Genomic DNA, 23,178 nt, shown 5'->3' with positions numbered 1-23,178 from the left:
AGGAACCCCATGGAAACGCTCGAGGTTCCGGTTGCTCCGGAAATAGTCACGCGAACGGTCGAAGTTCGCCGCTTGATTCACCGTCATCCCGAATTGGGTTTCGAGGAGCAGCGCACCGCCGCGCTGGTCGAGAGTGAGCTGGATGCGATCGGCATCGAACATCGTCGCGTTGCAAAGACGGGCGTCGTCGGGATCATTCGCGGCGCGAAGCCGGGGCACGTCGTCGGTCTGCGCGCCGACATGGATGCGCTCCCGCTCGACGAGCAATCCGGCGAGCCGTTCAGCTCGGAAGTTCCCGGTAAGATGCATGCCTGCGGACACGATGCGCACACGGCCATGCTGCTCGGTGCCGCACGCGAGCTGGTGCGGACGCGCGATCAGCTCGAGGGTACGACCGTCCTGCTGTTTCAGCCGGCGGAAGAAGGCCCGGGCGGCGCGCTGCCGATGATCGAGGCCGGCGTCATGGAGAATCCGAAGATCGAAGCAGTTGCGATGCTTCACGTCGACAATCGTCTCGACGTTGGAATCGTCGGCGTCACGCCGGGCGTCGTAAACGCTGCAGCTGATGAATTTCACGTGACGATCACCGGCGTCGGTGGTCACGGAGCTGCGCCGCATCGCGCGGTCGACACGATTCCGTGCGCAGCTGCGACCGTCTTGGCGCTGCAAAATATTGCGGCTCGCGAAACGGACCCGCTTGCGACCGTCGTCGTCACGGTCGGAACGATCAACGGCGGTTACCGCAACAACATCATCGCCGATAACGTGAAGATGACCGGCACGTTTCGTTCGCAAGACAAGACCGTGCGCGAAGGCCTCGAGACGCGCGCTCGCCGCATCGTGGAGAGCGTTGCCGCCGCATATAACTGCAAAGCCAAGCTCGAAGTGTTCTACATGTATCCGCCCGTTCACAATGACGTTCCGATGACGGAAGCGTTCGCGGTGCAGATGCGACATGCGTATCCGGGAATTCGCGTCGAGAGTCCGCCGGCGACAATGGGCGGTGAAGACTTCGCGTACTTCGCCGAACGCGCACCGGGCACGCTGGTGCGTCTGGGGATCCGGAACGAAAGCCAGGGGATAACCCACTCGGGGCACAGTCCGAAGTTCCGCATCGACGAACGGGCACTTCCAATAGGCATTGCGACGCTGGTCGAGTTCGCCCGCTCTGCGGGATCGGGCCGTATCTTGGGGCAGTGAGCCCGGGGGACCACTATATCTTGGGGTCGAACAACGTGGATGATGGCTGCTATGGGTCCCGGCGAACGTCTTGCCGGCTCACTGTACCAAAGCGCAGACCTAGACGTACCGGCGAAGACGGCCTTCGAGCTGCTCCGAGCGGTCGAGAAGTGGCCGGTATGGCTATCGTTTCTGCGCAGCGTGCGCCGCGTCGAGGCGGCTAAACCTTTTGGACCCGGGAGCGAGGTTACGATCCGCTCGATGATCCCGGGCGCCGAAGAAGAGCTCTACGAGGTCGATCGATTCGTCGAAGGCCACATGGTCTCGCTGGTCGGCGCATATTCGGTCCGGCGCCGCATCGACGTGCGCATTGAGGGGAAGACCGCGCGCTCGAAGCTGGTCGTGCGGCTTGATTATCCGACCTACGGTGGGGTCTTTCCGGCCCTCGTCGACCGGGTAACCACTCGCCGGCGGCTCGACGGTCAACTGGCCGACTCTCTCCTCCACTTTAAGGGCTTGGTCGAGTACGAAGGCGACCCGTCCGAAACCGCGGTTCTGGTTGCGGTCGAAGCCGTTAGCAGTCATTGACGCTAATTGCTAGAGGTGGGTATACTAGAAGGCACCCAGTTTAAGGAGAGACCCAGGCTTGCCATTGTATGAATACGGCTGCCCGAAATGCGGGCATGTCGCGGACGTTCGCCACGGCTTTGACGATAAGCCGGAGGTAGCGTGCGAAAAATGTAGCGCCGGCATGACGCGCCGTTTCAGCGCTGCGCCGATCGTATTCAAAGGGTCGGGATTCTACGTCACGGATTCGCGTGGATCGAATAGCAGCAACAAATCCGAAAAGTCCGAATCGACCGAGAAGCCTTCGGAGAAGAGCGAGCCCGCCAAGAGCGAGCCCGCCAAGAGCGAGACGAAACCAGAGCCGAAGAAAGACGCTGCCGCGTAGTTCTGCGATGATCGTCGTCGCGTTTACGATTGCGTGCGTTCTCGTCTTCGCCGCTGCGTTTTATAGTTTTGCGCGTGCCGTACTAATTGCGATGCACCTATCGCGCCGCGCCAATGCAATGGTTCCGCGCACGCTGCTCTCGCAGTTGCGCTTCGCGCAAATCGATGCAAAGCGCACTGCAAAATCGTTGGGCGCAATCGGCGCGCTCACACCGCGCGCTGGAATGGCGAGCGCGTCGATCCTGGCAAGTGTGCATACGTATCGCGCGCTGCTCGCGCGATGGGGATTAGCCTAAGCGATCATCCTCAGGCGGTTCCCACGTCCAGCCCGGAACGGCGGCAGGACCTGTGGAAGCGCCAAAAGCTGGTGCGTCGGGAGCCGGTGGAACCGGGAAAGGCGCGCCGAACGGCGGATGTTCTGCGGCTGGAGCTGCAGGCGGCGTTGGCGCTGCAAAGCGCGGATTCGCCGGCGTTGGTTGGAGCTGACTATCGGGGAGCCCGAACGGATTGAGGGTCAACTCCGGTGCGGCAAACGCCGGTGCTACGGCGGGTTGCGCGACGGGTTGAGGTGCGCCCATGGGCGCTACCGTTACGGGGGGTGCGGCCGGTTGGGGCGCGCTCGGCGCCGCTATTGTCTCTGAAGTGATAACTGTGGGTGCCGCGGGAGAGGCGGTATTGGCGGCAGCCGGTGCGAGAATCGGCGTCGGTTGCGGCGCGGAAATCGCGGGAGCGACCGGCGTCGACCGAACGGTTTCGACCGTTGTCGTAGGCGCGGGAGCGATTGCTGCGTCGGAATAAACGGGCTTCGGAATTTCGCCCATCGCCGCGCCGATTAATACCAGTCGCGCTTGCGGAAGCAGCATCGCATTCGAGCGCTTCGCAATGCGTCGCAGCTCCTCAACATCTTCTTCGGGCGCCTCTTCAGCCTCGATGGTGTCGAGCAGAAGATCAACGGTGTCGATCAAATACTCGATCGGCGGAAGTTTGCCGAACTGGAAGATCGACTGCGCGACGTCGGGTTTGACCATCATCAGCAGCTTTTTCCAGTAGTCGACGCCTTGATAGTGTTCGAACGAGCCGAACTCACGCTTCGCGCGCTGATAGAGCGCTGCGATGCGGCGGCCGAGCGGATCGGTCGGCGGCGCGAGCTCGATAAGTGCGACGCGCTTTGCAACGCGCGCCAGCTCGGTCAGAATCTGCGAGTGGAATGACGGATCGACTTCATGCAGGTATCCGACGGCTATTGCGGCGTCAAATGCGAGATCGCGCGCCGGAATAACGGACGTGCTGCCTCGGATCGTGCGCACGCCGAGGTCGGCGTATTCACGAATGGTCGCTTCGCGTGCTTCGATGACTGCAACTTTGCAGCCGATTTCGATTGCTCGGCGGATGTAGCCGATATTGCTGCTGAAGCCGCAAAAAACAACGGCTTCGCCCGCGGTTAACGCGAGCGTATCGAACGTAAGCGCTTCGATGCGGCGGGCTTCGTGTTCGAACTCTAGTGGTGAGTAGGTATGCGAAGGTCGAGCCGAGCTGATAGTCGTCGTCATCGTAGTTTGCGGTTCCACGACGCCGGGGGGCTCCCTTGCCCGTCCACAGGATAACGGTCAGTTATCGGTATGGGGACCGTAAACTTTTAGCAAGGCCTGGTGGGGGAGGTGGGATTTGAACCCACAAGGGCTTTCACCCGGTCGCTTTTGAGGCGACTGCGTAGACCGTTCCGCCACTCCCCCGTCCGTATGCGGCTTTCGCGTGTAGCAGGGGGGAGTCTTGCGGCTGGCGCGCACATGGGACACCTTTAGTGATGCGCACGATATCGCGAACGCGCAACGATCTCTCGGACCTCCTCGGAATCGAGGGAATCGTTGCGCTGGATGCCTTCGAAAGCAAAGCACTGGCCAACAATCCTCTCGGCGATCGTTCGGACCGCCCGCTGGGCGTTTACACGCCGCCGGGTTATGACCCCGAAGGCTCGAGACGCTATCCGGTTCTGTATCTGCTGCACGGATATACGGGCGATCTGGCCGGCGTCGTCGGCACGCGCCTGTGGGAGAAGAACGTCGTCCAACGTCTCGACCGTTTGATCGCCGGAAAGAAGATGTCGCCCGCGATCATGGTGATCGTCGACGGCGTGACGCGCCTGGGCGGATCGCAGTACGTCAACTCGATTCACAACGGGGACTACGCATCATACGTGGTGCACGAGACGCTCGCGCACGTCGATCGAAATTATCGTACGATTCCGCGAGCCGAGGGAAGAGGCGTACTCGGAAAATCGACCGGTGGCTTCGGATCGTTGTATCTTACGATGAACTATCCCGGGCATTTCGGGGCGTTCGCATCGCACAGTGGCGATTCGTATTTCCGAATGTGCCAGGTGAAGTCGCTCATCACGTGCGGACGCGTCTTGGAGAGATATCCAAACTTCGAAGCGTTCGTCCAAGCCTTCGAGGCGAAAGAGAAGCCAAAGTTTGAAGAGGTCTCCACGATGGAGATGCTCGGGTATGCGGCGGCGTATTCGCCGACGGCCGCAAAAGCGTTCGCGTTCGATTTGCCGATCGACGTGAAAACCGGTGCGTTCCGAGACGACGTTTGGGCGCGGTGGCTCGCATTCGATCCGACCGAGCAGATCCCGCACAAGCGAACGGAGCTCGCGGCGCTACGTCTACGGTATATCGATTGTGGACGGCGTGACGAATACGGCTTGGATATCGGAGCGCGCGTCATGGCGCAGCAGATTCGCGATCTGGGTCTCGACGTACGGCACGAAGAGTTCGATGATGACCACATGCGGATCGGCTATCGTTACGACGTTTCGCTTCCGGCTTTGGCCGAGGTTCTCGACCGGGAGTAAACGTAGACGAGCGCGCCGGCGGCGAGCGAGAGCAGCGTAAAGACGTCCGCGACGACGCCTGCGCTCAGGACGACGTAAACCCACGCTGCGAGCGCGATCAACGGCGGCAACGGAAAGAGCGGCATGCGATACGGCATCGCAACGTCTGCGCCGCGCAGGCGTAGAATCGACGCAAATGCCCCGATCCCGCCCAGCACGACGATGCCGACGCCGATGATCGCGATGATTTGATCGAGCGGCAGGAAGCAGCAGGCGAGCGCCGCGACGCCGATTGCGACAAGCGAGACGACCGGATAGGCGTCGCGCGGATGCAGTCGCGCAAAAACTGCAAGAAATAGTCCGTCGCGGGCAGCCGCATACGGAACGCGCGAAGCCGCAAGCAAGAGCGCAAAGGTCGACGCGAATGCGGTGATGAGGATGAGCACGGTAACCGCGCTCGCAAACGGCGCTCCGAGTGCGCGTTCGACGACGGTTGATGCAACGAATGAGGCGCCGAGCAACTGCTGCCACGGCGTGGATCCAAGAATCCCGGTCTGCAACGCGAGATACAATGCGGCGACGATCGCGACGGCGGCGATGATCGAGCGCGGGATCGTCTTCGCCGGCGTAATTACTTCCTCGCCGATGCTGGTTATCGTGTTGTAGCCGAGATAGTCGTAAAGGGTCACGGTCAGTCCGCTGCCCAGACCCGCGATCAAAGGCCAAAATGTGTGAGCTTGGGGATCGGGCGTAAAGGCGAGATGCGGATCGAAACGGATCCAAGCGGCGAGCGTTACGATGACGAGCGTCAGGGTCGCAGCGCCGAAGAGCACGACCGAGATCAAGGCGACGCGAACGATGACGCGTGCGAGCAAGAAGATCGTCACCACGCCGATTGCAACCGCAAGCAGATGCTGCGCAAGATCGCTGGCTCGCAGCGCGGGCAGAATATAGGTCGCGTACTGCGCGAAACCGATGTATCCGCTGGCGAGTAAGAACGGCGTCGTGATCACGAACTGCCAGACGAAAAGAAACGCCAACAGACGCCCGCTGCGCGGACCAAATAGCTCGAGAAAGAACGCGTAGAGCCCGCCCGAGCGCGGGAGAGCGGCGCCGAGCTCGGCCCATACCAGTCCGTCGCAAATCGCGACGAGCGCGCCCAATATCCACGCCGCAAGCGAAAGCGGCCCGTGCAAGGCGGCAAGGACGAGCGGAATTGTGATGAGAAGACCGATTCCGATCATTGCGATCGCATTGGTCGCGATCGCGGCGGAGAGTCCGACCCCGCGGATCAGGTCAGTGCGGCCGCTCGGGAGGTCGAGAGTGCGTGATCGAGGTCGGCAACGAGATCGTCAGCGTCTTCGATACCGACGGAAAGGCGAATGAGCCCATCGGTGACGCCGCGCCGCTCGCGGTCTTCCTTTGGAATCGAACCGTGCGTCATACGCGCTGGAATGGAGATCAAGGATTCGACGCCGCCTAGGCTCTCAGCGAGGCTGAAAAATTTGAGCCGTCGCACGAAGTCGTGCGCACGTTCTTGCGGGCCGCGGAGCACGAAGCTGAGCATCCCGCCGAATCCGCGCATCTGACGTTTGGCCAGCTGATGTTGCGGATGCGACTCGAGACCGGGATAGTAGACGCGCTCGACCTCACCATGCTTGGCGAGAAACTCCGCGATCGTGCGCGCGTTCTTTTCGTGTTCGCGCATCCGGATCGCGAGCGTCTTGGCACCGCGCATCACGAGATACGCATCCATTGGTCCCGGCACACCGCCGACGGCGTTTTGATGAAATTTGATCGTTTCGGCGATCTCGGGCGAGTTCGTCATCGTCGCACCACCGATAACGTCGCTGTGACCGCCGAGATATTTTGTCGTCGAGTGGACGACGACGTCTGCGCCGAGCGCGAGCGGCGACTGCAAGTAGGGTGTCGCAAAAGTATTGTCGACCACCACGACTTGACGCGGTCCTTTGAGTGCCGCGATTGCAGCAATGTCGATCAGCTTGAGCAGCGGATTCGTTGGCGTTTCGAGCCATAACATACGCGTGCTCGGACGCATAGCGCTGCGGATGCTCGCGTCATCGGTCATGTCCACGTACGTGAACTCGAGCCCGTAGCGGGCAAGCACGCGGGAAAACAGCCGGTACGTCCCGCCGTACAGGTCGTCCGTGACGACCACGTGATCGCCCGCTGAGAGCAGGTTGAGCGTCGCCGAAGCCGCGGCCATACCGCTCGCAAACGCACTGCAGAATTTGGCGTCCTCGAGCGACGCGAGCTGCGTTTCGAGTGCGACGCGCGTCGGATTCACGGTGCGACTGTAGTCGAACCCTTTGTGTTCGCCGACGGCCGTTTGCGTGTACGTTGAGGTTTGGTAAATCGGTACGATCGTTGCGCCGGTCGTGGGGTCCGCGTCCTGACCGGTATGAATGGCTCGCGTCGAGAATCGCATGGTATACTACCCTTCTCGCCGGACGAGGAGACGACATGCAATTGCGCGAGAAAGCAACGACCGCCGACGACATTCGCGAAGCGCAGCACGAGTGGGAGCAGATGTCACTCCTACCGTTCATGGAACGGCGTGCCGAGCGGCGGCCCGAGTTTCGGACGATCAGCGGTACGCCGCTCGAGCGCATCTACACGCCGGCGCACATCGAGAATCTCGACTACATCGCCGATCTCGGCTTTCCGGGACAGTTTCCCTACGCGCGCGGCCCGTATCCGACGATGTATCGCGCGCAGCCGTGGACGATGCGACAGATCGCGGGCTTCGGAACGGCCGACGACACCAACGGGCGGTTCAAGTATCTCATCTCTCAAGGTCAAACCGGCATCTCGACCGATTTCGATATGCCGACGTTGATGGGTTACGACAGCGACGACGTGCGTAGCGAAGGCGAAGTCGGGCGCGAGGGTGTCGCCGTCGATACCGTCGACGACATGCACGATCTCTACCGCGACATCGATCTCGAGACGATCTCCGTTTCTATGACGATCAATCCGAGCGCCTGGATATTGCTCGCGATGTATCTCGTCGTCGCCGAAGAGCGCGGCTTCGACTGGAAGAAGCTGTCGGGTACCGTTCAGAACGACATCATCAAAGAGTATATCGCGCAAAAGGAGTGGATCTATCCGCCGCGTCAGGCGATGCGGATCGTGCGCGATTCGATCGTCTTTTCGGCGAAGCATCTCCCGCGCTACAACCCGGTCAACGTGAGCGGTTATCACACGCGCGAGGCCGGCTCAACGGCGGTGCAAGAAGTCGCGTTCACGCTTGGCGCCGGGATCGCGTATGTCGAGGAGGTTCGCAAGCTCGGGATCGACGTCGACGAGTTTGCGCCGCGATTGTCGTTTTATTTCGTCTCGCAGATCGACTTCTTGGAAGAGGTCGCCAAGTTCCGGGCGGCACGGCGCATTTGGGCGCGCGTGATGAAGGAGCGGTTCGGCGCGAAGAAAGCCGAGTCGATGCGATTGCGCTTCCATTGCCAGACGGCCGGTGCTTCCTGTACGGCACGCGAGCCCCTGAACAACATCGCGCGCACGGCGATTGAAGCGCTGGCTGCGGTGTGCGGGGGGGCCCAGTCCTTGCACACCAACGGCTACGATGAGGCGCTCGCGATTCCAAGCGAACCGGCGATGAAGATCGCTTTGCGTACCCAGCAGATCATTGCCGAAGAGACGGGCGTCGCAAACACGATCGACCCTCTAGCCGGCTCGTACGCGATCGAGAAGATGACCGCCGACATCGAGCGCGACGTGTTCGCGTATTTCGCTGAGATCGACCGGCGCGGCGGCGTCGTCCGCTGCATCGAGGACAACTACTTCCAAGCCGAGATCGCGGATGCGGCCTTCGAATTCCATAAACGCAAGGAACGCGGCGAATTCCAGTTCGTCGGCGTTTCGAAGTACCGCGACGAGAGTGCGAATCCGAAAGTCGAGCTCCACCACGTCGATGAAGCCGCCTCAAACCGGCAACTTGGCCGCCTCGCAGCAGTCAAGAAACGACGCGACGAAGCCAACGTCGAAAAAACGCTGGCGGAACTCGTTCGCGTCGCGAAGTCGGACGAGAACCTGATGCCGGCGACGCTCGAAGCGGTTCGGGTCCGCGCGACGGGTGGTGAGATCGTCAACGCGCTACGGCCGATCTTTGGGACATATACGGAGACGCCGATTTTCTAATGCCGATCAAGGTACTCGTTGCAAAACCCGGACTGGACGGACACGACCGCGGCGCAAAGATCGTGGCGCGTGCGTTACGCGACGCCGGAATGGAAGTCGTATACACCGGCCTGCACCAGACGCCTGAGATGATCGTTACGGCGGCGCTGCAAGAAGACGTCGACGTCGTTGGCATCAGCATTCTGTCGGGCGCGCACATGACGATCTTTCCTCGCGTCTTCTCGCTTATGCAAGAGCGCGGAATGGACGACGTGATCGTGGTCGCCGGCGGCGTCATTCAGGAAGAAGACCGGCCCAAGTTGCGCGACCTTGGTGTCGCCGACATTTTCGACGCGGATGCGACGACGCAAGATCTCATCGACGGCATCAATCGCCTGGTGCGAGAGCGAGGCACCGATGATCGCCGCACCGCCTAAATCGAAATATTGGGATGAGCGGCTCGAAACGATGCCGCCGGATGAGCGCGATGCCGTCGTTCTCGCTAAAATTCAGAAGACGATGCAATGGGCGTACGAACGCTCAGCCTTCTATCGTAAGCGCTGGTCGGCTGCGGGACTGGAGCCGGGCGATATTCGAAGCCTCGCTGATTTCGAGCGCGTGCCGACGATCTCGAAAGCCGATCTTCGCGCCGATCAAACCGAGAATCCGCCGTTCGGTTCCTATCTGTGCGTCGACGTCGCGGACGTCAAACGCATTCACGGTACCTCGGGGACGAGCGGTCGTCCAACGGCCTTCGCGTGGACGCGTCGCGATATGGATGCGATCGCCGAGGATCACGCACGCATCATGTGGAGCTTCGGCCTGCGGCCGAATGATTGCGTCTTCGTCGGCTCGATACTTTCGCTCTATGTCGGATCGTGGGGCGCGCTCATGGGTGCGGAGCGGCTCGGCGCGAGCGTCTTTCCGTTTGGTGCAGGCGTGAAAGGACAAACGCAACAGGCGCTGACCTGGATCGATCAGATGCAGCCGACCGCGTTTTATGGAACGCCGTCATATGCGCTGCGCCTCGCGGAGACGGCCCGGACGATCGGTTACGATCCGCAAAAACTCGGCTTCCGTATCATGTTCTTTTCCGGCGAGCCCGGCGCCGGAATCCCGGCGACGAAGCATCTGATCGAAGAAACATTCGGCGTGATCTGCATCGACAGCGGAAGTATGGGCGAGATGACTCCTTGGATGAATTTGTGTGAGTGCAGTGAGCGCACCGGCATGCATTTGTGGCAGGACGTCGTGTACACCGAGCTTCTCGATCCGGGGACGTGGCGCCGTGTCCCGTTCGGTGCTCACGGCACGCCGGTCTATACGTCGCTCGATCGTGAGTGTCAGCCGATGATTCGTCTGGTCTCCGGCGACTTTGCGGAATGGACCGACGCGCCGTGTCCGTGCGGACGAACCTATCCGCGTTTCCCGCACGGCGTGATCGGGCGCATCGACGACATGCTCGTCATCCGCGGCGAAAACGTTTATCCGAGCGCGATCGAAGAAGCGATACGTGCGTTCGTGGGTGAGTTCTCAGGCGAGTTCGAGATCGTGGTTCGCAAGGAGCGGCACATGGACGAGCTGATCGTCCGGCTCGAGTATGCCGGAAACGCACCCGATGAATACGCCGAGAAGTTATCGACCGCCGTCCGGGCCAAAGCCGGCGTACGTCCGGCAATCGAACTCTGTGAACCCGATTCGCTGGCGCGAACCGATTTGAAGTCGCGACGCGTCCGCGACGAACGCTAAGAGGTCGCGCTCAGGAAGCTGATGATGTCTTGTCGCGCGATGATCCCGATCGGCTTGTCGTGTTCGCTGACGACGATCGCGGAATTCGCAAGCGTTAACAGCTTGTACGCCTGGTCGACTTCTGCGCCGACGTCGAGCGTCGGAAATGGCCGGCCCATCACTTCCTTGATCGGTTTGTGAATCAAATCCGAGTGATCGAAGACGGACTGCATCACCGCGACGTCGTTCACGCTCCCGACGACCGTATCGCCGCGCATCACTGGCATCTGCGAGATACCGTGCGTGCGCAGAAGATCGAGTGCGTGCTTGACGACGTCGTCCTCACCGATTGCGATCATCGGCGGTAACGGCCGTTTGCTGCGCAGAACGTCGCCGACGGTGACCTTCGCACGCTGATCCTCGAGAAAACCGTTTGCGATCATCCACTCGTCGTTGAAGATCTTCGACATGTAGCCGCGGCCCGAGTCGGGCATGACCACGACGAGAACGTCGCCTTCGTTCAAAGTCTGTGCGACGCGCGCGGCGGCAGCCACTGCCGTACCCGACGAACCGCCGACGAGCAGACCCTCTTCGCGTGCGATGCGGCGCGCCATGAGGAACGATTCCTTGTCTGAGACACGTAAGATCTTATCGATTACGCGCATGTCGACAGTCTGCGGGAGATACGACATTCCGATTCCCTCGACTTTGTACGATTTTGGCGTGTCGCCGGAATAGATCGAGCCTTCGGGGTCAGCGCCCGTCACGACGATCTTTGGATTCTGTTCCTTGAGAAAGCGTGCCGTGCCCGAGATCGTCCCGCCGGTGCCCATGCCGCAGACAAAGTGGGTGATGCGTCCTTGCGTCTGCTCCCAAATTTCAGGACCAGTGGATTTGAAATGCGCATCCGGATTCATGTGATTGTGCCATTGATCCGGAATGAAGGCGCCGGGGATCTCGGCGGCGAGCCGGCTCGCAACCGAATAGTACGATTCGGGTGAATCGTTCGCGACGTTGGTCGGCGTCACGACCACTTCCGCGCCGTACGCCCGCAAGAGATCGATCTTCTCTTTCGACATTTTATCGGGCATTACGAGGATGCAGCGATAACCGCGAATTGCGGCGGCCATGGCAAGACCCGTCCCCGTGTTCCCGCTTGTGGCTTCGATGATCGTCGCGCCGGGACGCAGTACTCCACTGCTCTCGGCGTCTTCGAGCATCGCGACCGCCGGGCGGTCTTTCACGCTTCCGCCCGGGTTCATGTACTCGACCTTGGCGAGGACAAGGCACTTCGCGCCGTCCATGACCTTGTTGAGCCGAACCAGCGGCGTGCGGCCAACGGCCTGGAGCGCGTTTTCGTAGTAGCCGTGCTGGGGAAGGACTGAAGGGGTCTGCGACTTCACAGCAGACATCGTTCCTCGCGATTCCGCAACCGAGGAACGGCAGCCTGCGTTTTGAAGATCACCGACGGACGAGAAGGGATTTTGATGCCAACGGATTTTCGCAGCGGGTCAGTTTTTCCGCGCCGTGGACGTGAGTCGTTCGGCGGCTACCTCTGGTTAGTACGCGTTTTCGACAAGGGGCGCGCGGCACGCGACAGCACGATTCACGATTATATTTATCCGTGTCCTATGGACCGCGGCGTATTCGACCGCTGGGGCATCACGTCGAATGCGTTTGATGCAGCCATCGCGACGCGCGATACCGACGATGAGATTTTGACGTGGATTCAAGCGCGGGTCCCCGAAGAGCGGCGTGAAGCCGCGAACCGGTGGCTGCTCGACGAGAAGAACGCGAATCTCGACCGTCAGGATGCCGAAGAAGGCGTGGTCCCCGCGTAAGGTGCGCCGCATCTTCGCGTTTGCTGCGATTGCAGTGCTGACTGCGTGCAACAACGCTGTCCCACCACAGCAAAATTATGCAACAATCACCGGCGTCATCACCGACGGCACTAGCGGACAGCCGATCGTAGGCGCAACGGTGACGGTCGATTCTGTTCTTTCGGCGACGACGGGTGCTGACGGAAGCTACACGATCGCGAACATTCCGGTCGGCCCATTTACGGCTAGTGAGACGGCCGGCGGGTTTCAAGATCACCAGGATCAAGGTTCGGTCGCAGCCGGCGACCACTTCACGCTAAACGCCACGCTCTATCACTAGCGGCCCCTTAGGGCGCGTCGTAATCGCGCCGGACAAGTTCAAGGGCTCTGCCAGCGCGCATGACGTTGCGAACGCCGTCGCACGCGGCGTTCGGTCGGTCTCGCCGGGGAGTAAACTGATCCTGCGTCCTATGGCGGATGGCGGCGACGGTACCGTGGAACTGTTCCTCGATTCGGGCGCGCGTGCGTGTACGGCGAACGTGCACGATCCGCTTGGACGCGTGATCTCGGCGAAGTTTGCACTCGATGGCGAGCAGGCAATCGTTGAGCTCGCGAGCGCAAGTGGGCTGGTTCTCGAGAAGCCCGAGGAGCGCAATCCGTGGCGCGCAGATTCGCGCGGCACCGGCGAGCTCATTCGCGCGGCGCTCGACTCCGGTGCGACGTCGATCGTCGTCGGCATCGGCGGCAGCGCGATCAACGATGCCGGCATTGGACTCTTGCGCGCACTTGGCGCGAGAACGCAGCCCGCGAACGCCTTGCACGGCATCGAGAGCATCGACTTGGGCGGGCTCGATCCGCGCATCGCAAAAACGAAACTGCTGGTCGCATCGGACGTCGACAATCCGCTTTGCGGTCCAAACGGTGCGTCTGCGATCTTCGGTCCGCAGAAGGGTGCGAAGCCCGAGGATGTGCCGAAGCTCGACGCCGCGCTGGCGCAGACGGCCGATGCGATGGCGCGCGCTCTCGGCCGTGATTTGCGCGACGTTCCCGGGGCGGGCGCTGCCGGTGGTGCGGGATTTGCACTGCTTGCGCTTGGGGCGAAACTACGCCGCGGCGTCGACATCGTCGCCGAGCTATGCGGCCTGCCGCAAGCCTTGACCGGCGCGACGCTCTGCATCACGGGTGAAGGCTCGATTGATGCGCAGACGCTCCGCGGAAAGACGGTCTTCGGCGTGGGGCGCTACGCGGCGAAAGCCAAGGTCCCGGTGATCGCGCTTGGCGGGCGCGTCGAGAGGAGCGTTGAGGCAGAGCTCGCTGCGCATGGGATCGTGTGCGAACCCATTGTCACGTCACCCATGCCGCTCGAAGCGGCAATGCACGATGCGGTCGCGCTGATTGAAGCCGCAGCCGCGCGCGTGGCGCGGACCTTTGCGCTAGAGTGACGCGGCCGGCGGCGCGATCGTCGGCGCCGGCGGCGTACGCTTGACGAAGGTCGCGCGTTCGGCGATAGCCTCCGCTATCAAATCGACGACGACTTCGGCTAGACGATCCGGATCGTGTCGCACGTTCGTCGTTTCACCGATGACGTCGGCTAAGACCGGACGCACACCGAGCTTCTTGATGGCTTCGACGTCCGGTTCAACCCAAATCTGGCCTTCCTCGGCATACACGTCACGCAGGCGGCGCGGCGGCTGGCTGTTTACGATGACGTAGTCACATACTTTTGCGCCGGCATGCGCGAGAAGAACCTCGAGATGGCGCGAGGCTTTGAATTCTTCGGTCTCGCCCGGCTGCGTCATGACGTTCGTGACGTAGACCTTGACTGCATTGGCGCTTTCGATCTCGCGCGAGATGCGATCGACCAGTAGATTCGGCAAGATCGAGGTGTAGAGCGACCCGGGCCCAAGTATGATCGCATCCGCAGTACGAATCGCATCGATCACTTCGCCCAGAGGTGCAGAGTGTTCGGGTTCGAGCGTGATCGATTCGATTTTCTTGCGCGCCTGCGTGATCGCGCTTTCACCCTCGATGATCGTTCCGTCTTCCATTGTAGCGCGCAGCCACGTCACCGCAAGGGTTGCAGGCAACACGCGGCCTTTGATGTTCAGAACGCGGCTTGATTCTTTCACGGCGGTATCGAAGTTTCCGGTCACGCCCGTCATCGCCGCGAGGAAGAGATTGCCGAACGAGTGCCCCGTGAGGCCTTCGCCTTCGTGAAAGCGATATTGAAAGAGATCGGTCACGAGCGCTTCGTCATCGGCCAAAGCCACGAGACAGTTGCGCAGGTCGCCGGGTGGAAGAATGCCGAGCTCTTTTTGCAAGCGTCCGGAGCTGCCGCCGTCGTCGCTGACGGTTACGACAGCGGTCAAGTTGTGCGTGTATCGCTTTAGTCCGCGTAACAACGTCGAGAGTCCGGTTCCACCTCCGACGGCGACGATGCGGTAACCCGCGCGTAAGCGCGATGCGAAGAGCGCATCGACGATACGGTCCTTACGATCCGGCGTGAGCGCATCGACGATCGAGTGCATCCACTGGCGCATGCCGACCGCAACGAGTATCGCGCCGCCGGCCATGAATAGCCATTGCAGCCACGCGAGCGGAAGATAGCCGTCGAGTGTTTCGTCGACCCAAGTATTGATCTCGAAATGCGCGCCTTCGGCCGTCAACCAACGGTTGAGTCCGTTGACGAACAGAATCGCGCCGAGAATCGCCATGACGAGCCAGCGTTTGACACCAAGGCCCGGATAGAACCAACGCGCGATCTGCTTTGCCCGCTGCCCGATCATTTTGAAGGCGCTCCGCCCCAGGCTGCGCGCGCCCCATGCGTTGCACGGGGCCCCCAAATGCGCGGGCCTGTCACTGTCGCGAAAGCGCAAGCATTCCCCGAGGTGGCCCGCAACAACATTATCTCAGAATGTCCCGCGCTGCCAGCTCGACGTCGAGTTGGCAGTTCTTTCTCAGAAATTCGTTCAGACGTCCAGCGAGATAGACGGAGCGATGACGCCCGCCGGTGCAGCCAATCGCGATCGTCAGTTGCGCTTTCCCCTCTTCGATAAAGCGTGGTATCAGGAAATCAAGCAACTTTTCGGCGTGCTGTAAAAAGGTCCGCGTTTGCGGTAATCGCTCGAGATAGTCGCCGACTGCTTTGTCGAGTCCCGTGAGCTCGCGAAGCTCGTCGACGTAATACGGGTTCGGTAAGAATCGCACGTCGAAAACCATGTCGGCGTCGAGCGGCAGGCCGTATTTATATCCGAACGACACGAGCGTAACGTGGAGCAGCGGTTCGCCGGTTTGCTGCGCGTATGTCTCCGCGATGCGCCGGCGCAACTGAATTGCACTCATCGTGCTCGTGTCCCAGACCCGTGCGGCGCGGTCGCGCACGGGTGCAAGCGCGCTCCGTTCGGACGCAATTGCTTCGGTCAATCGTTCGCGCGCGACGGGATGCTTGCGGCGCGTCTCGCTGAAACGGCGCACCAGCGCCTCTTCCGTGGCATCCAAGAAGAGTATCTCCGGGGAAGCGCCGTTGGTGGAGGCTGAAGCGATGCTCGTGGAGAGATCACCGAAGGGGCCGGATGTCCTAACATCCGGCGCGATTGCGAGCCGATCGTACCCGGAGGCCGCGGCAAGCGTCACTATCTGGGGAAGTAACGTGGGTGGTAAGTTGTCGAGGCAATAGAACCCCAAATCCTCGAACGCTGCCAACGCCTGGCTCTTGCCTGCGCCGGACAACCCCGTTACGATGACCAAACGGCGAACGCTCACCGAAGGAGCCTCTCTAGGATGAAACTGTTCTCGGCTGAGAAAGCGAACTCACTGATCCCCACGGTTTCGCCGCTCATCGAGGAGTTGTGGGCCAAACGGCGCGAGCTTGCAATTCGATTGCTCGAGAACGATCCGGCGCTGCGCCGTGGAGCGTCAACACGCTCACGCAAGTTCACGGAGCTCAAAGCTGAGATCGTACGGTTGATCAATCGCATCGAAGAGCACGGCTGCGTCGTGAAAGATCTCGATCTCGGCCTCCTCGATTTTCCCGCGCTGCGCGACGGACGCCCGATCTATCTTTGTTGGAAAGCCGGTGAGCCGGAGATCGGCCACTGGCACGGCACCGACGAAGCGTTCGTCGACCGCAAGCCGCTGGAGTAGCAGCCGCCCGAGCTATACGTGCTGCGGCTGAACCTTGATAAAGTCTTCAGCCAGCCCCTGGAGCCGTACGTCGCCGAATTCTACCGTGTAGGCGCCGGCTGCAACGTCTTTGACCTCGCCGGTCTCGGGGACGTTCGCAAGCTGCGGAACCTTGCTGCGAATCTCGTCCGGAAGACGAACCGTGTCTCCGACACTGAGCTCAGGTGCTTCAAAGAGCTTGTTGAGTTGGGACATCAACATGTCGAGCGGAATGCCGTAACCCTGGCTAACCTGTTCGATCGTCTCATGCTCGCTGATCGCGCAGTTCGAGCAGCCGCCCAAATGAAACCGGGCGAAGACACGGCGAGCACCCGCATGTACTTTGAACGCTTGCTCGACGGTCAGATCTTTCGAGAATTGGTCAGCCACGAGGTCACCCCACTAGAGAAATCTCTCTGCCTTAAGACGCTTGCGGCAGCCACTCGGTTTCGAGATACGCGGAGCTCGCCTATAAGCCGGATTCTGTCCCGGCGAAGCCGGGGATCATCATCTCTCTGGGTTCACCGTTACCGGTGAGCTCGGTGCGATGTTGCTCGTGCGGTTGGGCACCGCCCCCGAAGGGGTATTCGAGCGATCTTGCTCCAGGTGGGGTTTACCCGAGCCCGCGTCACCGCGGTGCTCCGTGAGCTCTTACCTCACGATTTCACCCTTACCGGTTGCCCGGCGGTATGTTTCTGTGGCACTTTCCTTCGAGTTACCTCGACAGGACGTTATCCTGCACCCTTGCCCATAGGAGCCCGGACTTTCCTCACGCGCCGTTCGGCGCGCGCGATGATCCGGCGAGCTCCGCGAAGCTCAGCCGTCATTATACCGGGGCGCGGCGAATTCGGCTAGGCCGAACCGAAAAGGCCGGCGGACAGAAATCCTTGGCTGGCGTTTGCGCCGCGCAGAACGTCGAGCGAAATCAAACTTTGCTCGATGCTCTTGTTGAAAGTGTTGACGGTGTTCGGAACGTTCGTATCGCCGATTGACGATGCCGACGCGGTGAGATTCGTCGAAGCGATATTGTTCGAGTTGATCTGATTTTGCAGCGACGTGGCTTGCGCACCAAGCTGTGCCTGAGCCGAGAGCACGGAGTTGAGCGCGTTGCCGATGACGCCGATGCTGCTTTCGGCATTTGCGGTCGTTCCGAAATCAAGGTTCGAAACGCCCAGCGACGATGACGACAGGTTGCTGAAGTTCAGCTGCGTTGTCGCGCCTTGGTTCGCACCGGTTTGCACCGTCAGCGAATTGCCGGCAGAGAAGCTGGTCGCGCCCGTTACGTCGATCGTCGCGGAGCCCGTGTCGGTGCTGCTGAAGTTGCCCAGCGTGAACGACACGCCGCCCGCCGTCACGGCTGAGCCGGACGAGAACGAGCCGACGTTGGTGACGTTACCGGTGGCGTCGTCGACGAGATTGACTTGAGCTTGGCCGGCGCTGACCGAGACTTGAATCGATTGGCCGGGCGTCGTCGCGGGCGTCGTGATTCCGGCGCTCGTGTTGATGACGCTGTTGCCGCTGCTCAGCAGAAGATCGTTGTTCGTGACGGCCGAACTTGCGGGCGTCGCTGCTTGCGTTCCGGCGAATTGACCTTGGAGCAGGTTTACGCCGTTGAAATTCGTGTTCTGCGCGATCGTGTTGATCTGCTGAATCTGCTGATTCGCTTGGGCTTGAATATCTTGCTGATCCGACGGGGAGAGCAGATCGTTCGAAGCTGCCACCGATTCGGTGTTCAGGCTCCCGAGGATGCCGGTGATCGATTGCGCGCCGCCTTCAGCGACGTTCGTAGCGTTCAGCGCATCTTGCGCGTTGAGCGAGCCCTGGTCGAATCCAGACGCCTGCGCCTCGAGCGCGTTGAAGATTGCAAGGCCCGACGGATCCACCGCCGCCGACGTTATCCGGTTACCGGATGAAAGCTGGTTACCCGACTGCAGTAAGCTTTGCTGGAAGCTATAAAGCGAGGTAAGGCTACTACTGCCTAAGCCACTAATACCGCTCACTGAGAGCCTCCTTGGAAGCGGGCAAACCCAAGCTCATCTTCCCATGAAATCGGCATGTCAGGCAAGCGAGCTGAGACACCTCTTCAAGAAAGTACGCTTGTCTTACTGCTCAGGACGAGAATCTGGTGGAGGCAAGGAGACTCGAACTCCTGACCCTCACGCTGCCAGCGTGATGCTCTACCAACTGAGCTATGCCCCCAGATCCGGCTTGGTGGAGATGAGGAGATTCGAACTCCTGACCCCCTGCTTGCAAAGCAGGTGCTCTACCAACTGAGCTACATCCCCGCGAGCGGCGTCGTCGTATTATCCCTTCGACGGGCAGGACCTCCGGTTTGACCCGTTGACATCGACGACGGCTGCAATTTACGATAAGCCGCCGAGAAAACGAGGGCCATTAGCTCAGCTGGTTAGAGCGCATGCTTGATAAGCATGAGGTCCGTGGTTCGAACCCACGATGGCCCACCAGAAACTAGAAGGACGCAAGAAGTGAGCACCGTCAGCTCGATTACCGTCGATCACAAGAACCTGCGCGACGTGGCACGCGCGATCGTGAAAGCGACGGGAAGCGACGATGCCGAGGCGGCCATCGTCGCCGATCACCTGGTTGAAGCAAATCTGCGCGGCCACGACAGTCATGGCGTCGGGATGCTGCCGCTCTACGTTAAGAATTTCCAAGGCGGCAACCTGAAGGCGAATCAACATGCGCGCATGTTGAGCGAAGACGGGGCAATCGCAGTCTTCAGCGGCGAGATGGGCTACGGTCAGAAGATCGCGCGTGAGGTGATGGATTGGGCGATCGAACGCGCTCGGAAAAACGGTGTTGCGATCGTCGCATTGCGCGACGTGCAGCACATTGCGCGCGTCGGCAGCTACGGCGAACAGGCTGCAGATGCGGGCTTGATCGCAATGTTATTTGTAAACGCGCTGAGCGGTCACCCGTTCGTGGCGGCGTTCGGCGGTTCGGACGGCCGGTTTTCAACGAATCCTATTTGCGTTGCAATTCCCGGCAAGAACCCTGATGAGCCGCTCGTCCTCGATTTTGCAACGAGCACGGTCGCGATGGGTAAAGTGCGTGTCGCGTACAACTCCGGCAAACAAGTCGCGCCGGGATTGTTGATCGATGAACGCGGAAAACCAACGACGGACCCCGGCGTACTCTGGCCGGATCGTTCCAAAGGTGCAATCTTGCCGTTCGGCTTGCACAAGGGCTTTGGTCTGGGGGTTGTCGCCGAGCTGCTCGGCGGCGCTCTGACCGGGAACCTTACGTATCAACCGGAAAATTCGCGTGACGTCGGCATCAAGAACGGAATGCTCGCAATCGTCTTCGATCCGAAGCGGTTCGGCAGTCTTGAAACATTCCAAGACGAGATGCAAGCGTTCTTGGATTTCGTGAAAGCCTCGCCGCCGTCGGATCCGAGCGCCCCGGTCCTAATTGCGGGCGAGCCGGAACGCAACACCCGCAAGAAGCGGATGGCCGAGGGGATTCCGATCGACGCAAAGACGTGGGCCGACATTCGCGCGGCTGCAGATTCGCTCGGTATCGGCGCCCGCAAGATCGAGGAAGTCGCGCACGGCGCAACCTGATTCGGTCGCGGAGCTCTTTGCGCGAGCCTGGCAGCTCGAAGCACAGGGACGCGATGCCGAAGCCCAGGCAGCCTACATCAAGGTGATCGAGCAGGACGGCAGACACTTCGACGCGCTCGTCGCGCTCGGTAATCTTTTGAATCGAACGGGTTATCGTAATGCGGCGCGCCTTTCGTATTTGGAGGCCGCAAAGGCTCGCGAAAGCGCGCTCGTCTATGTCAATCTCGGAAATACGTATCTCGACACGAACGACAACGAGCTTGCGGAGGCACATTTCGAACGTGCGCTGGAGCTCGACGCGACGCAACCCGAAGCGCACCAAGGCCTGAGCTACGTCTTTGCGCGGATGGGTGACGAAGAAGGCGCTGCGCGTCATCGCGATGCCGGCTTTCGTGACCGCGCGGTTACCGCGTTTCCTTATCGTGGTTCCGGCACGCCGATCCAAGCGGTACTCTTGGTTAGCGCGCTTGGAGGTAACGTCGCGACCGGCGAGTTTCTCGATGACCGGCTCTACGCGACGACGCGGATCTTCGTCGACTACTATCGTGAGACAAAGTTGCCGAGAGCCGATCTCACGTTCAATGCCATCGGGGATGCCGATCGCTGCGCCGATACCCTTGCGCGGGCGGCAAGTCTCCTCTTGGGGGGTTCTTCACCCGTCATAAACGCGCCGCAGTTCGTGCAGCGGACCGGACGCGTCGCCGTTAGCGAACGCGCGGCGGGCATTGCAAATCTCGTAGCGCCCAAGACTCTTAGCATCTCGAAAGCCGAGATCGCCGCGCGCCCGCCGTTCGCATTTCCGTTCCTCGTACGCGCACCGGGCTTTCACACCGGCATGTACTTTTCGCTCGTGCGTGATGAAGAAGAGCTTGCGTCCGCGCTCGGGGCGCTTCCGGGCGAGAACGTCATGGCGATAGAATTCCTCGATGCGCGCGGTGAGGACGGAAACTACCGCAAGTACCGGGTGATGATCGTTGACGGCGAGCTGTATCCGTTACATCTCGGCATCGCATCCGATTGGAAGGTGCACTACTTCACCTCGGACATGCTCGCCGATATGGAGTATCGCAGTGAGGAACAACGTTTTCTAAGCGACATGGATGGCGCAATTGGTGCGCGCGCTGTTGAAGCGTTGCGCGAACTTGCGCAACGCCTGGGCTTGGAATACGCCGGTGTCGACTTCGGCATCGATCGCGAGCGCAACGTCCTGCTCTTTGAGGCGAACGCAACGATGGTGGTCCCGTCACGTGAGGCAAATCCGGATCTTGCCTATCGCCTCCCGTACCAGGAACGCGTCATTGCAGCCGTCCGCGAGATGCTGACTAGATCAGCCGGATCCACTCGTTCATGAGCTGATCGTCGCGTTTCGTTTGCGCCATACCAAGATCGATGATGGCGTTGATCTCGCGCTGCTGCTCCGCGAGAACCTTCATCATCGCATCGAAACGCGCGGCTTGTGCAGCGAGTGCGAGTTGAATCTCGCTTTGCTGCGCGGTGTTGCCGCTCTGATCGACGCCGTCCGTCGTACGCGCACGGGGCGTGGGACGGCGTGGAGCCGGCGTCGCGACGTTCGAAGCTGGAGCCGGGGCGGGCGGAGCGGCGGGCGCCGCTCGCATTAGCCGATCGATCGGATGAACTCTTTCATGATGCCGATGTCCGCTTTGCGCTGCTCCATCGAGACTTCGCGCAACGTGTTGGACTCGCGCTGTAGCTCCGATTTCTCGTCCGTCATCATGTCGAATTGGTTGGCTTGCTTTTGGACGCCGAGCTGAAAATAGGCCATTTGCTCGTTCAGTGCGTCTTGCTGACCAAGCACGTTGCTCTCCCAACCCGAGAGGATGCCGTTTCCGACGTTCCCGGTCGTGGAAATCGGGTCGCCGCTGCCCAAGACGCCGCCACCAATCGCGCCCGCGACTGCGCCGCCCGGTCCGCCTACTGCAAACCCTTGAGCGGCGCCCGAGAGGGCGCCCAATATATTGAAGCTCATGCCCCTCGTTCACGGCGGAGAAGGCCGCGACAAGGCCTTCCGTTGACAAGGATGCCCCCTGCCGCATACGATAAGGCGTCTTTTTGGTCTCTTGTCTATGGGTTCCGCGGTTAATAAGGAAAACACGGTCGACGTCGGTCCTCTGCTCGGGCCCGCACGTCGGACGATTACCGTCGACTCCAAGATCGACGTGCCGGCCTTCGACGACCTTCGCTTCGTCGGTCCAGCCCACGTCGACTTAGAGCTCCGCGGGGTCGATCGTGGGATCCAGATCGAGGGAACCATCGATGCCCAGGCCGTTGCGGATTGCCGCCGCTGCTTGGAAGAGGTCGAGATCCCGCTACACCTGGACGTCGACGAGCGGATCGCGCCGGGCGAGGAAGCGGACCCACTTTCCGAAAGCAATGTACTAACCGGCGAACGGCTGGACTTGGGAGACTTCGTTAGGCAAGTAACGTTCACGGCGCTACCCATGGGGGCGCTGTGTTCGGAGGGCTGCCAGGGGCTCTGCCCGCAGTGCGGGCGCAATCGTAACAACGGCGCATGCACGTGCCCGCCACTAGGGGATACCGATAATGGCTAATCTTAAATGGAAGACACCGCGTTCAAAAACGCGTAGCCGCCGCGCGGCGAACTGGAAGCTCTCGGCGGTGACCGCGGTCGAGTGTCCGCAGTGCCACCAGCCCAAGCGACCGCACTTCGCGTGTGAGAACTGCGGCACGTACAACGGCCGCACCGTCGTCAAACCCAAAGACGAAGCAGCCGGTAAGCGCGGCTGAG

Annotated in this window: 26 protein-coding genes, 4 tRNA genes and 1 other RNA gene; 17 read left to right on the top strand and 14 right to left on the bottom strand. The window is 60.9% G+C overall.

The genetic code is table 11. The features are described from left to right. Positions 1–9 precede the first annotated feature (9 nt). The 4 genes from VGG22_04920 to VGG22_04905 are packed head-to-tail and all read left to right on the top strand — an operon-like array spanning position 10 to position 2,426. Complete coding sequence (locus VGG22_04920) at positions 10–1,200, top strand: M20 family metallopeptidase (protein ID HEY1727694.1); 1,191 nt, start codon at positions 10–12, stop codon at positions 1,198–1,200. 39 nt (positions 1,201–1,239) lie between these two features. Then, positions 1,240–1,767 carry an SRPBCC family protein gene (locus VGG22_04915; protein ID HEY1727693.1) on the top strand — a complete coding sequence of 176 codons (528 nt, stop codon included), beginning with the start codon at positions 1,240–1,242 and terminating at the stop codon, positions 1,765–1,767. A gap of 58 nt (positions 1,768–1,825) precedes the next feature. Then, positions 1,826–2,131: an FmdB family zinc ribbon protein gene (locus tag VGG22_04910; protein HEY1727692.1), complete on the top strand. Its 306-nt coding sequence runs from the start codon at positions 1,826–1,828 to the stop codon at positions 2,129–2,131. Positions 2,132–2,138: 7 nt separating this feature from the next. After that, entirely contained in the window at positions 2,139–2,426 is a 288-nt protein-coding gene (locus tag VGG22_04905) for a hypothetical protein (protein HEY1727691.1), read from the top strand. Here the strand turns inward: VGG22_04905 and VGG22_04900 are convergent. Then, positions 2,418–3,680 carry a hypothetical protein gene (locus tag VGG22_04900; protein ID HEY1727690.1) on the bottom strand — a complete coding sequence of 421 codons (1,263 nt, stop codon included), beginning with the start codon at positions 3,678–3,680 and terminating at the stop codon, positions 2,418–2,420. The genes VGG22_04905 and VGG22_04900 overlap by 9 nt on opposite strands. 97 nt (positions 3,681–3,777) lie before the next feature. Continuing rightward, a tRNA-Leu gene (locus tag VGG22_04895) sits at positions 3,778–3,863 on the bottom strand. Between the two features lie 71 nt (positions 3,864–3,934). On the opposite strand from VGG22_04895, the gene VGG22_04890 reads away from it, so the two are divergent. Continuing rightward, complete coding sequence (locus tag VGG22_04890; protein ID HEY1727689.1) at positions 3,935–4,984, top strand: alpha/beta hydrolase-fold protein; 1,050 nt, start codon at positions 3,935–3,937, stop codon at positions 4,982–4,984. On the opposite strand, the gene VGG22_04885 is transcribed toward VGG22_04890, so the two are convergent. Both VGG22_04885 and VGG22_04880 read right to left on the bottom strand, forming a co-directional pair. Further along, a complete protein-coding gene (locus VGG22_04885; GenBank protein HEY1727688.1) occupies positions 4,936–6,207 on the bottom strand; it encodes an amino acid permease in 1,272 nt (423 codons plus the stop codon). The two genes, VGG22_04890 and VGG22_04885, sit on opposite strands and share 49 nt — an antisense overlap. 47 nt (positions 6,208–6,254) lie before the next feature. Further along, positions 6,255–7,412, bottom strand: coding sequence for a cystathionine gamma-synthase (locus VGG22_04880; GenBank protein HEY1727687.1), 1,158 nt, complete (start codon positions 7,410–7,412; stop codon positions 6,255–6,257). A gap of 35 nt (positions 7,413–7,447) precedes the next feature. Between VGG22_04880 and VGG22_04875 the strand changes: the two genes are divergently transcribed. From VGG22_04875 to VGG22_04865, 3 genes are read left to right on the top strand one after another with little or no spacing between them, the layout of a single operon-like run. Next, positions 7,448–9,139 carry a methylmalonyl-CoA mutase family protein gene (locus VGG22_04875; GenBank protein ID HEY1727686.1) on the top strand — a complete coding sequence of 564 codons (1,692 nt, stop codon included), beginning with the start codon at positions 7,448–7,450 and terminating at the stop codon, positions 9,137–9,139. Continuing rightward, positions 9,139–9,555, top strand: coding sequence for a cobalamin B12-binding domain-containing protein (locus tag VGG22_04870; protein HEY1727685.1), 417 nt, complete (start codon positions 9,139–9,141; stop codon positions 9,553–9,555). The genes VGG22_04875 and VGG22_04870 overlap by 1 nt, the downstream gene beginning before the upstream one ends. Next, on the top strand, positions 9,536–10,867 hold the full coding sequence (locus VGG22_04865) for a hypothetical protein (protein HEY1727684.1): 1,332 nt from the start codon (positions 9,536–9,538) through the stop codon (positions 10,865–10,867). Before VGG22_04870 ends, VGG22_04865 begins: the two co-directional genes overlap by 20 nt. Here VGG22_04865 and VGG22_04860 read toward each other — a convergent pair. Further along, positions 10,864–12,258 carry a cystathionine beta-synthase gene (locus VGG22_04860; GenBank protein HEY1727683.1) on the bottom strand — a complete coding sequence of 465 codons (1,395 nt, stop codon included), beginning with the start codon at positions 12,256–12,258 and terminating at the stop codon, positions 10,864–10,866. The genes VGG22_04865 and VGG22_04860 overlap by 4 nt on opposite strands. 75 nt (positions 12,259–12,333) lie before the next feature. On the opposite strand from VGG22_04860, the gene VGG22_04855 reads away from it, so the two are divergent. From VGG22_04855 to VGG22_04845, 3 genes are read left to right on the top strand one after another with little or no spacing between them, the layout of a single operon-like run. Then, positions 12,334–12,687, top strand: a complete 354-nt coding sequence (locus VGG22_04855; GenBank protein ID HEY1727682.1) for a DUF5069 domain-containing protein — start codon at positions 12,334–12,336, stop codon at positions 12,685–12,687. A 1-nt stretch (position 12,688) separates the two neighbouring features. Then, the gene (locus tag VGG22_04850; GenBank protein HEY1727681.1) at positions 12,689–13,006 is read left to right on the top strand and encodes a carboxypeptidase-like regulatory domain-containing protein; all 318 of its coding nucleotides are present in this window, start codon (positions 12,689–12,691) and stop codon (positions 13,004–13,006) included. Continuing rightward, positions 12,999–14,108, top strand: a complete 1,110-nt coding sequence (locus VGG22_04845) for a glycerate kinase (GenBank protein HEY1727680.1) — start codon at positions 12,999–13,001, stop codon at positions 14,106–14,108. The genes VGG22_04850 and VGG22_04845 overlap by 8 nt, the downstream gene beginning before the upstream one ends. Here VGG22_04845 and VGG22_04840 read toward each other — a convergent pair. Continuing rightward, the gene (locus VGG22_04840; protein HEY1727679.1) at positions 14,100–15,452 is read right to left on the bottom strand and encodes a YvcK family protein; all 1,353 of its coding nucleotides are present in this window, start codon (positions 15,450–15,452) and stop codon (positions 14,100–14,102) included. The genes VGG22_04845 and VGG22_04840 overlap by 9 nt on opposite strands. A gap of 118 nt (positions 15,453–15,570) precedes the next feature. Further along, positions 15,571–16,428, bottom strand: coding sequence for an RNase adapter RapZ (rapZ, locus tag VGG22_04835; protein ID HEY1727678.1), 858 nt, complete (start codon positions 16,426–16,428; stop codon positions 15,571–15,573). Between the two features lie 18 nt (positions 16,429–16,446). Here rapZ and VGG22_04830 point away from each other — a divergent pair, with 18 nt between their 5' ends. Next, positions 16,447–16,809, top strand: a complete 363-nt coding sequence (locus VGG22_04830; GenBank protein HEY1727677.1) for a DUF2203 domain-containing protein — start codon at positions 16,447–16,449, stop codon at positions 16,807–16,809. A gap of 12 nt (positions 16,810–16,821) precedes the next feature. Here VGG22_04830 and VGG22_04825 read toward each other — a convergent pair whose 3' ends face one another. From VGG22_04825 to VGG22_04805, 5 genes are all read right to left on the bottom strand, one after another. Continuing rightward, on the bottom strand, positions 16,822–17,217 hold the full coding sequence (locus VGG22_04825; GenBank protein HEY1727676.1) for a hypothetical protein: 396 nt from the start codon (positions 17,215–17,217) through the stop codon (positions 16,822–16,824). Positions 17,218–17,283: 66 nt separating this feature from the next. Next, positions 17,284–17,636, bottom strand: an RNA gene (gene rnpB / locus VGG22_04820) — RNase P RNA component class A. A 42-nt stretch (positions 17,637–17,678) separates the two neighbouring features. Beyond that, positions 17,679–18,827, bottom strand: a complete 1,149-nt coding sequence (locus tag VGG22_04815) for a hypothetical protein (protein HEY1727675.1) — start codon at positions 18,825–18,827, stop codon at positions 17,679–17,681. Positions 18,828–18,950: 123 nt separating this feature from the next. After that, positions 18,951–19,026 (bottom strand) — tRNA-Ala (locus tag VGG22_04810). Between the two features lie 10 nt (positions 19,027–19,036). After that, positions 19,037–19,112 (bottom strand) — tRNA-Ala (locus VGG22_04805). Positions 19,113–19,215: 103 nt separating this feature from the next. Here VGG22_04805 and VGG22_04800 point away from each other — a divergent pair. The 3 genes from VGG22_04800 to VGG22_04790 all read left to right on the top strand — a co-directional run bounded on the left by VGG22_04800 (position 19,216) and on the right by VGG22_04790 (position 21,762). Next, positions 19,216–19,292: transfer RNA gene (locus VGG22_04800), tRNA-Ile, on the top strand. A gap of 21 nt (positions 19,293–19,313) precedes the next feature. Next, positions 19,314–20,411 (top strand): malate/lactate/ureidoglycolate dehydrogenase, encoded by a 1,098-nt coding sequence (locus VGG22_04795; protein ID HEY1727674.1) that lies wholly within the window; start codon positions 19,314–19,316, stop codon positions 20,409–20,411. A gap of 82 nt (positions 20,412–20,493) precedes the next feature. Then, positions 20,494–21,762 carry a tetratricopeptide repeat protein gene (locus tag VGG22_04790; GenBank protein ID HEY1727673.1) on the top strand — a complete coding sequence of 423 codons (1,269 nt, stop codon included), beginning with the start codon at positions 20,494–20,496 and terminating at the stop codon, positions 21,760–21,762. Here the strand turns inward: VGG22_04790 and VGG22_04785 are convergent. Then, positions 21,734–22,027: a hypothetical protein gene (locus tag VGG22_04785; protein ID HEY1727672.1), complete on the bottom strand. Its 294-nt coding sequence runs from the start codon at positions 22,025–22,027 to the stop codon at positions 21,734–21,736. The two genes, VGG22_04790 and VGG22_04785, sit on opposite strands and share 29 nt — an antisense overlap. Further along, positions 22,027–22,398, bottom strand: a complete 372-nt coding sequence (locus VGG22_04780) for a hypothetical protein (GenBank protein ID HEY1727671.1) — start codon at positions 22,396–22,398, stop codon at positions 22,027–22,029. The genes VGG22_04785 and VGG22_04780 overlap by 1 nt, the downstream gene beginning before the upstream one ends. A 97-nt stretch (positions 22,399–22,495) precedes the next feature. Between VGG22_04780 and VGG22_04775 the strand changes: the two genes are divergently transcribed. Both VGG22_04775 and rpmF read left to right on the top strand, forming a co-directional pair. Continuing rightward, positions 22,496–22,981: a DUF177 domain-containing protein gene (locus VGG22_04775; GenBank protein ID HEY1727670.1), complete on the top strand. Its 486-nt coding sequence runs from the start codon at positions 22,496–22,498 to the stop codon at positions 22,979–22,981. Next, on the top strand, positions 22,974–23,177 hold the full coding sequence (gene rpmF / locus VGG22_04770; protein HEY1727669.1) for a 50S ribosomal protein L32: 204 nt from the start codon (positions 22,974–22,976) through the stop codon (positions 23,175–23,177). The genes VGG22_04775 and rpmF overlap by 8 nt, the downstream gene beginning before the upstream one ends. Position 23,178: the final 1 nt, after the last annotated feature.

This window comes from Candidatus Baltobacteraceae bacterium, from assembly GCA_036489885.1.
Lineage (GTDB): Bacteria > Vulcanimicrobiota > Vulcanimicrobiia > Vulcanimicrobiales > Vulcanimicrobiaceae > JAFAMS01.
Note: the sequence above shows the minus strand (reverse complement) of the source record. Positions and strands in the feature narration are given on the sequence as shown.

Coding starts and splice junctions, on each gene's coding strand:
- VGG22_04920 (HEY1727694.1), top strand. CDS start 10: ATGGAAACGCTCGAGGTTCCGGTTGCTCCGGAAATAGTCACGCGAACG.
- VGG22_04915 (HEY1727693.1), top strand. CDS start 1,240: ATGATGGCTGCTATGGGTCCCGGCGAACGTCTTGCCGGCTCACTGTAC.
- VGG22_04905 (HEY1727691.1), top strand. CDS start 2,139: ATGATCGTCGTCGCGTTTACGATTGCGTGCGTTCTCGTCTTCGCCGCT.
- VGG22_04900 (HEY1727690.1), bottom strand. CDS start 3,680: ATGACGACGACTATCAGCTCGGCTCGACCTTCGCATACCTACTCACCA.
- VGG22_04890 (HEY1727689.1), top strand. CDS start 3,935: ATGCGCACGATATCGCGAACGCGCAACGATCTCTCGGACCTCCTCGGA.
- VGG22_04885 (HEY1727688.1), bottom strand. CDS start 6,207: ATGATCGGAATCGGTCTTCTCATCACAATTCCGCTCGTCCTTGCCGCC.
- VGG22_04880 (HEY1727687.1), bottom strand. CDS start 7,412: ATGCGATTCTCGACGCGAGCCATTCATACCGGTCAGGACGCGGACCCC.
- VGG22_04875 (HEY1727686.1), top strand. CDS start 7,448: ATGCAATTGCGCGAGAAAGCAACGACCGCCGACGACATTCGCGAAGCG.
- VGG22_04870 (HEY1727685.1), top strand. CDS start 9,139: ATGCCGATCAAGGTACTCGTTGCAAAACCCGGACTGGACGGACACGAC.
- VGG22_04865 (HEY1727684.1), top strand. CDS start 9,536: ATGATCGCCGCACCGCCTAAATCGAAATATTGGGATGAGCGGCTCGAA.
- VGG22_04860 (HEY1727683.1), bottom strand. CDS start 12,258: ATGTCTGCTGTGAAGTCGCAGACCCCTTCAGTCCTTCCCCAGCACGGC.
- VGG22_04855 (HEY1727682.1), top strand. CDS start 12,334: ATGCCAACGGATTTTCGCAGCGGGTCAGTTTTTCCGCGCCGTGGACGT.
- VGG22_04840 (HEY1727679.1), bottom strand. CDS start 15,452: ATGATCGGGCAGCGGGCAAAGCAGATCGCGCGTTGGTTCTATCCGGGC.
- VGG22_04830 (HEY1727677.1), top strand. CDS start 16,447: ATGAAACTGTTCTCGGCTGAGAAAGCGAACTCACTGATCCCCACGGTT.
- VGG22_04785 (HEY1727672.1), bottom strand. CDS start 22,027: ATGCGAGCGGCGCCCGCCGCTCCGCCCGCCCCGGCTCCAGCTTCGAAC.
- VGG22_04780 (HEY1727671.1), bottom strand. CDS start 22,398: ATGAGCTTCAATATATTGGGCGCCCTCTCGGGCGCCGCTCAAGGGTTT.
- VGG22_04775 (HEY1727670.1), top strand. CDS start 22,496: ATGGGTTCCGCGGTTAATAAGGAAAACACGGTCGACGTCGGTCCTCTG.
- rpmF (HEY1727669.1), top strand. CDS start 22,974: ATGGCTAATCTTAAATGGAAGACACCGCGTTCAAAAACGCGTAGCCGC.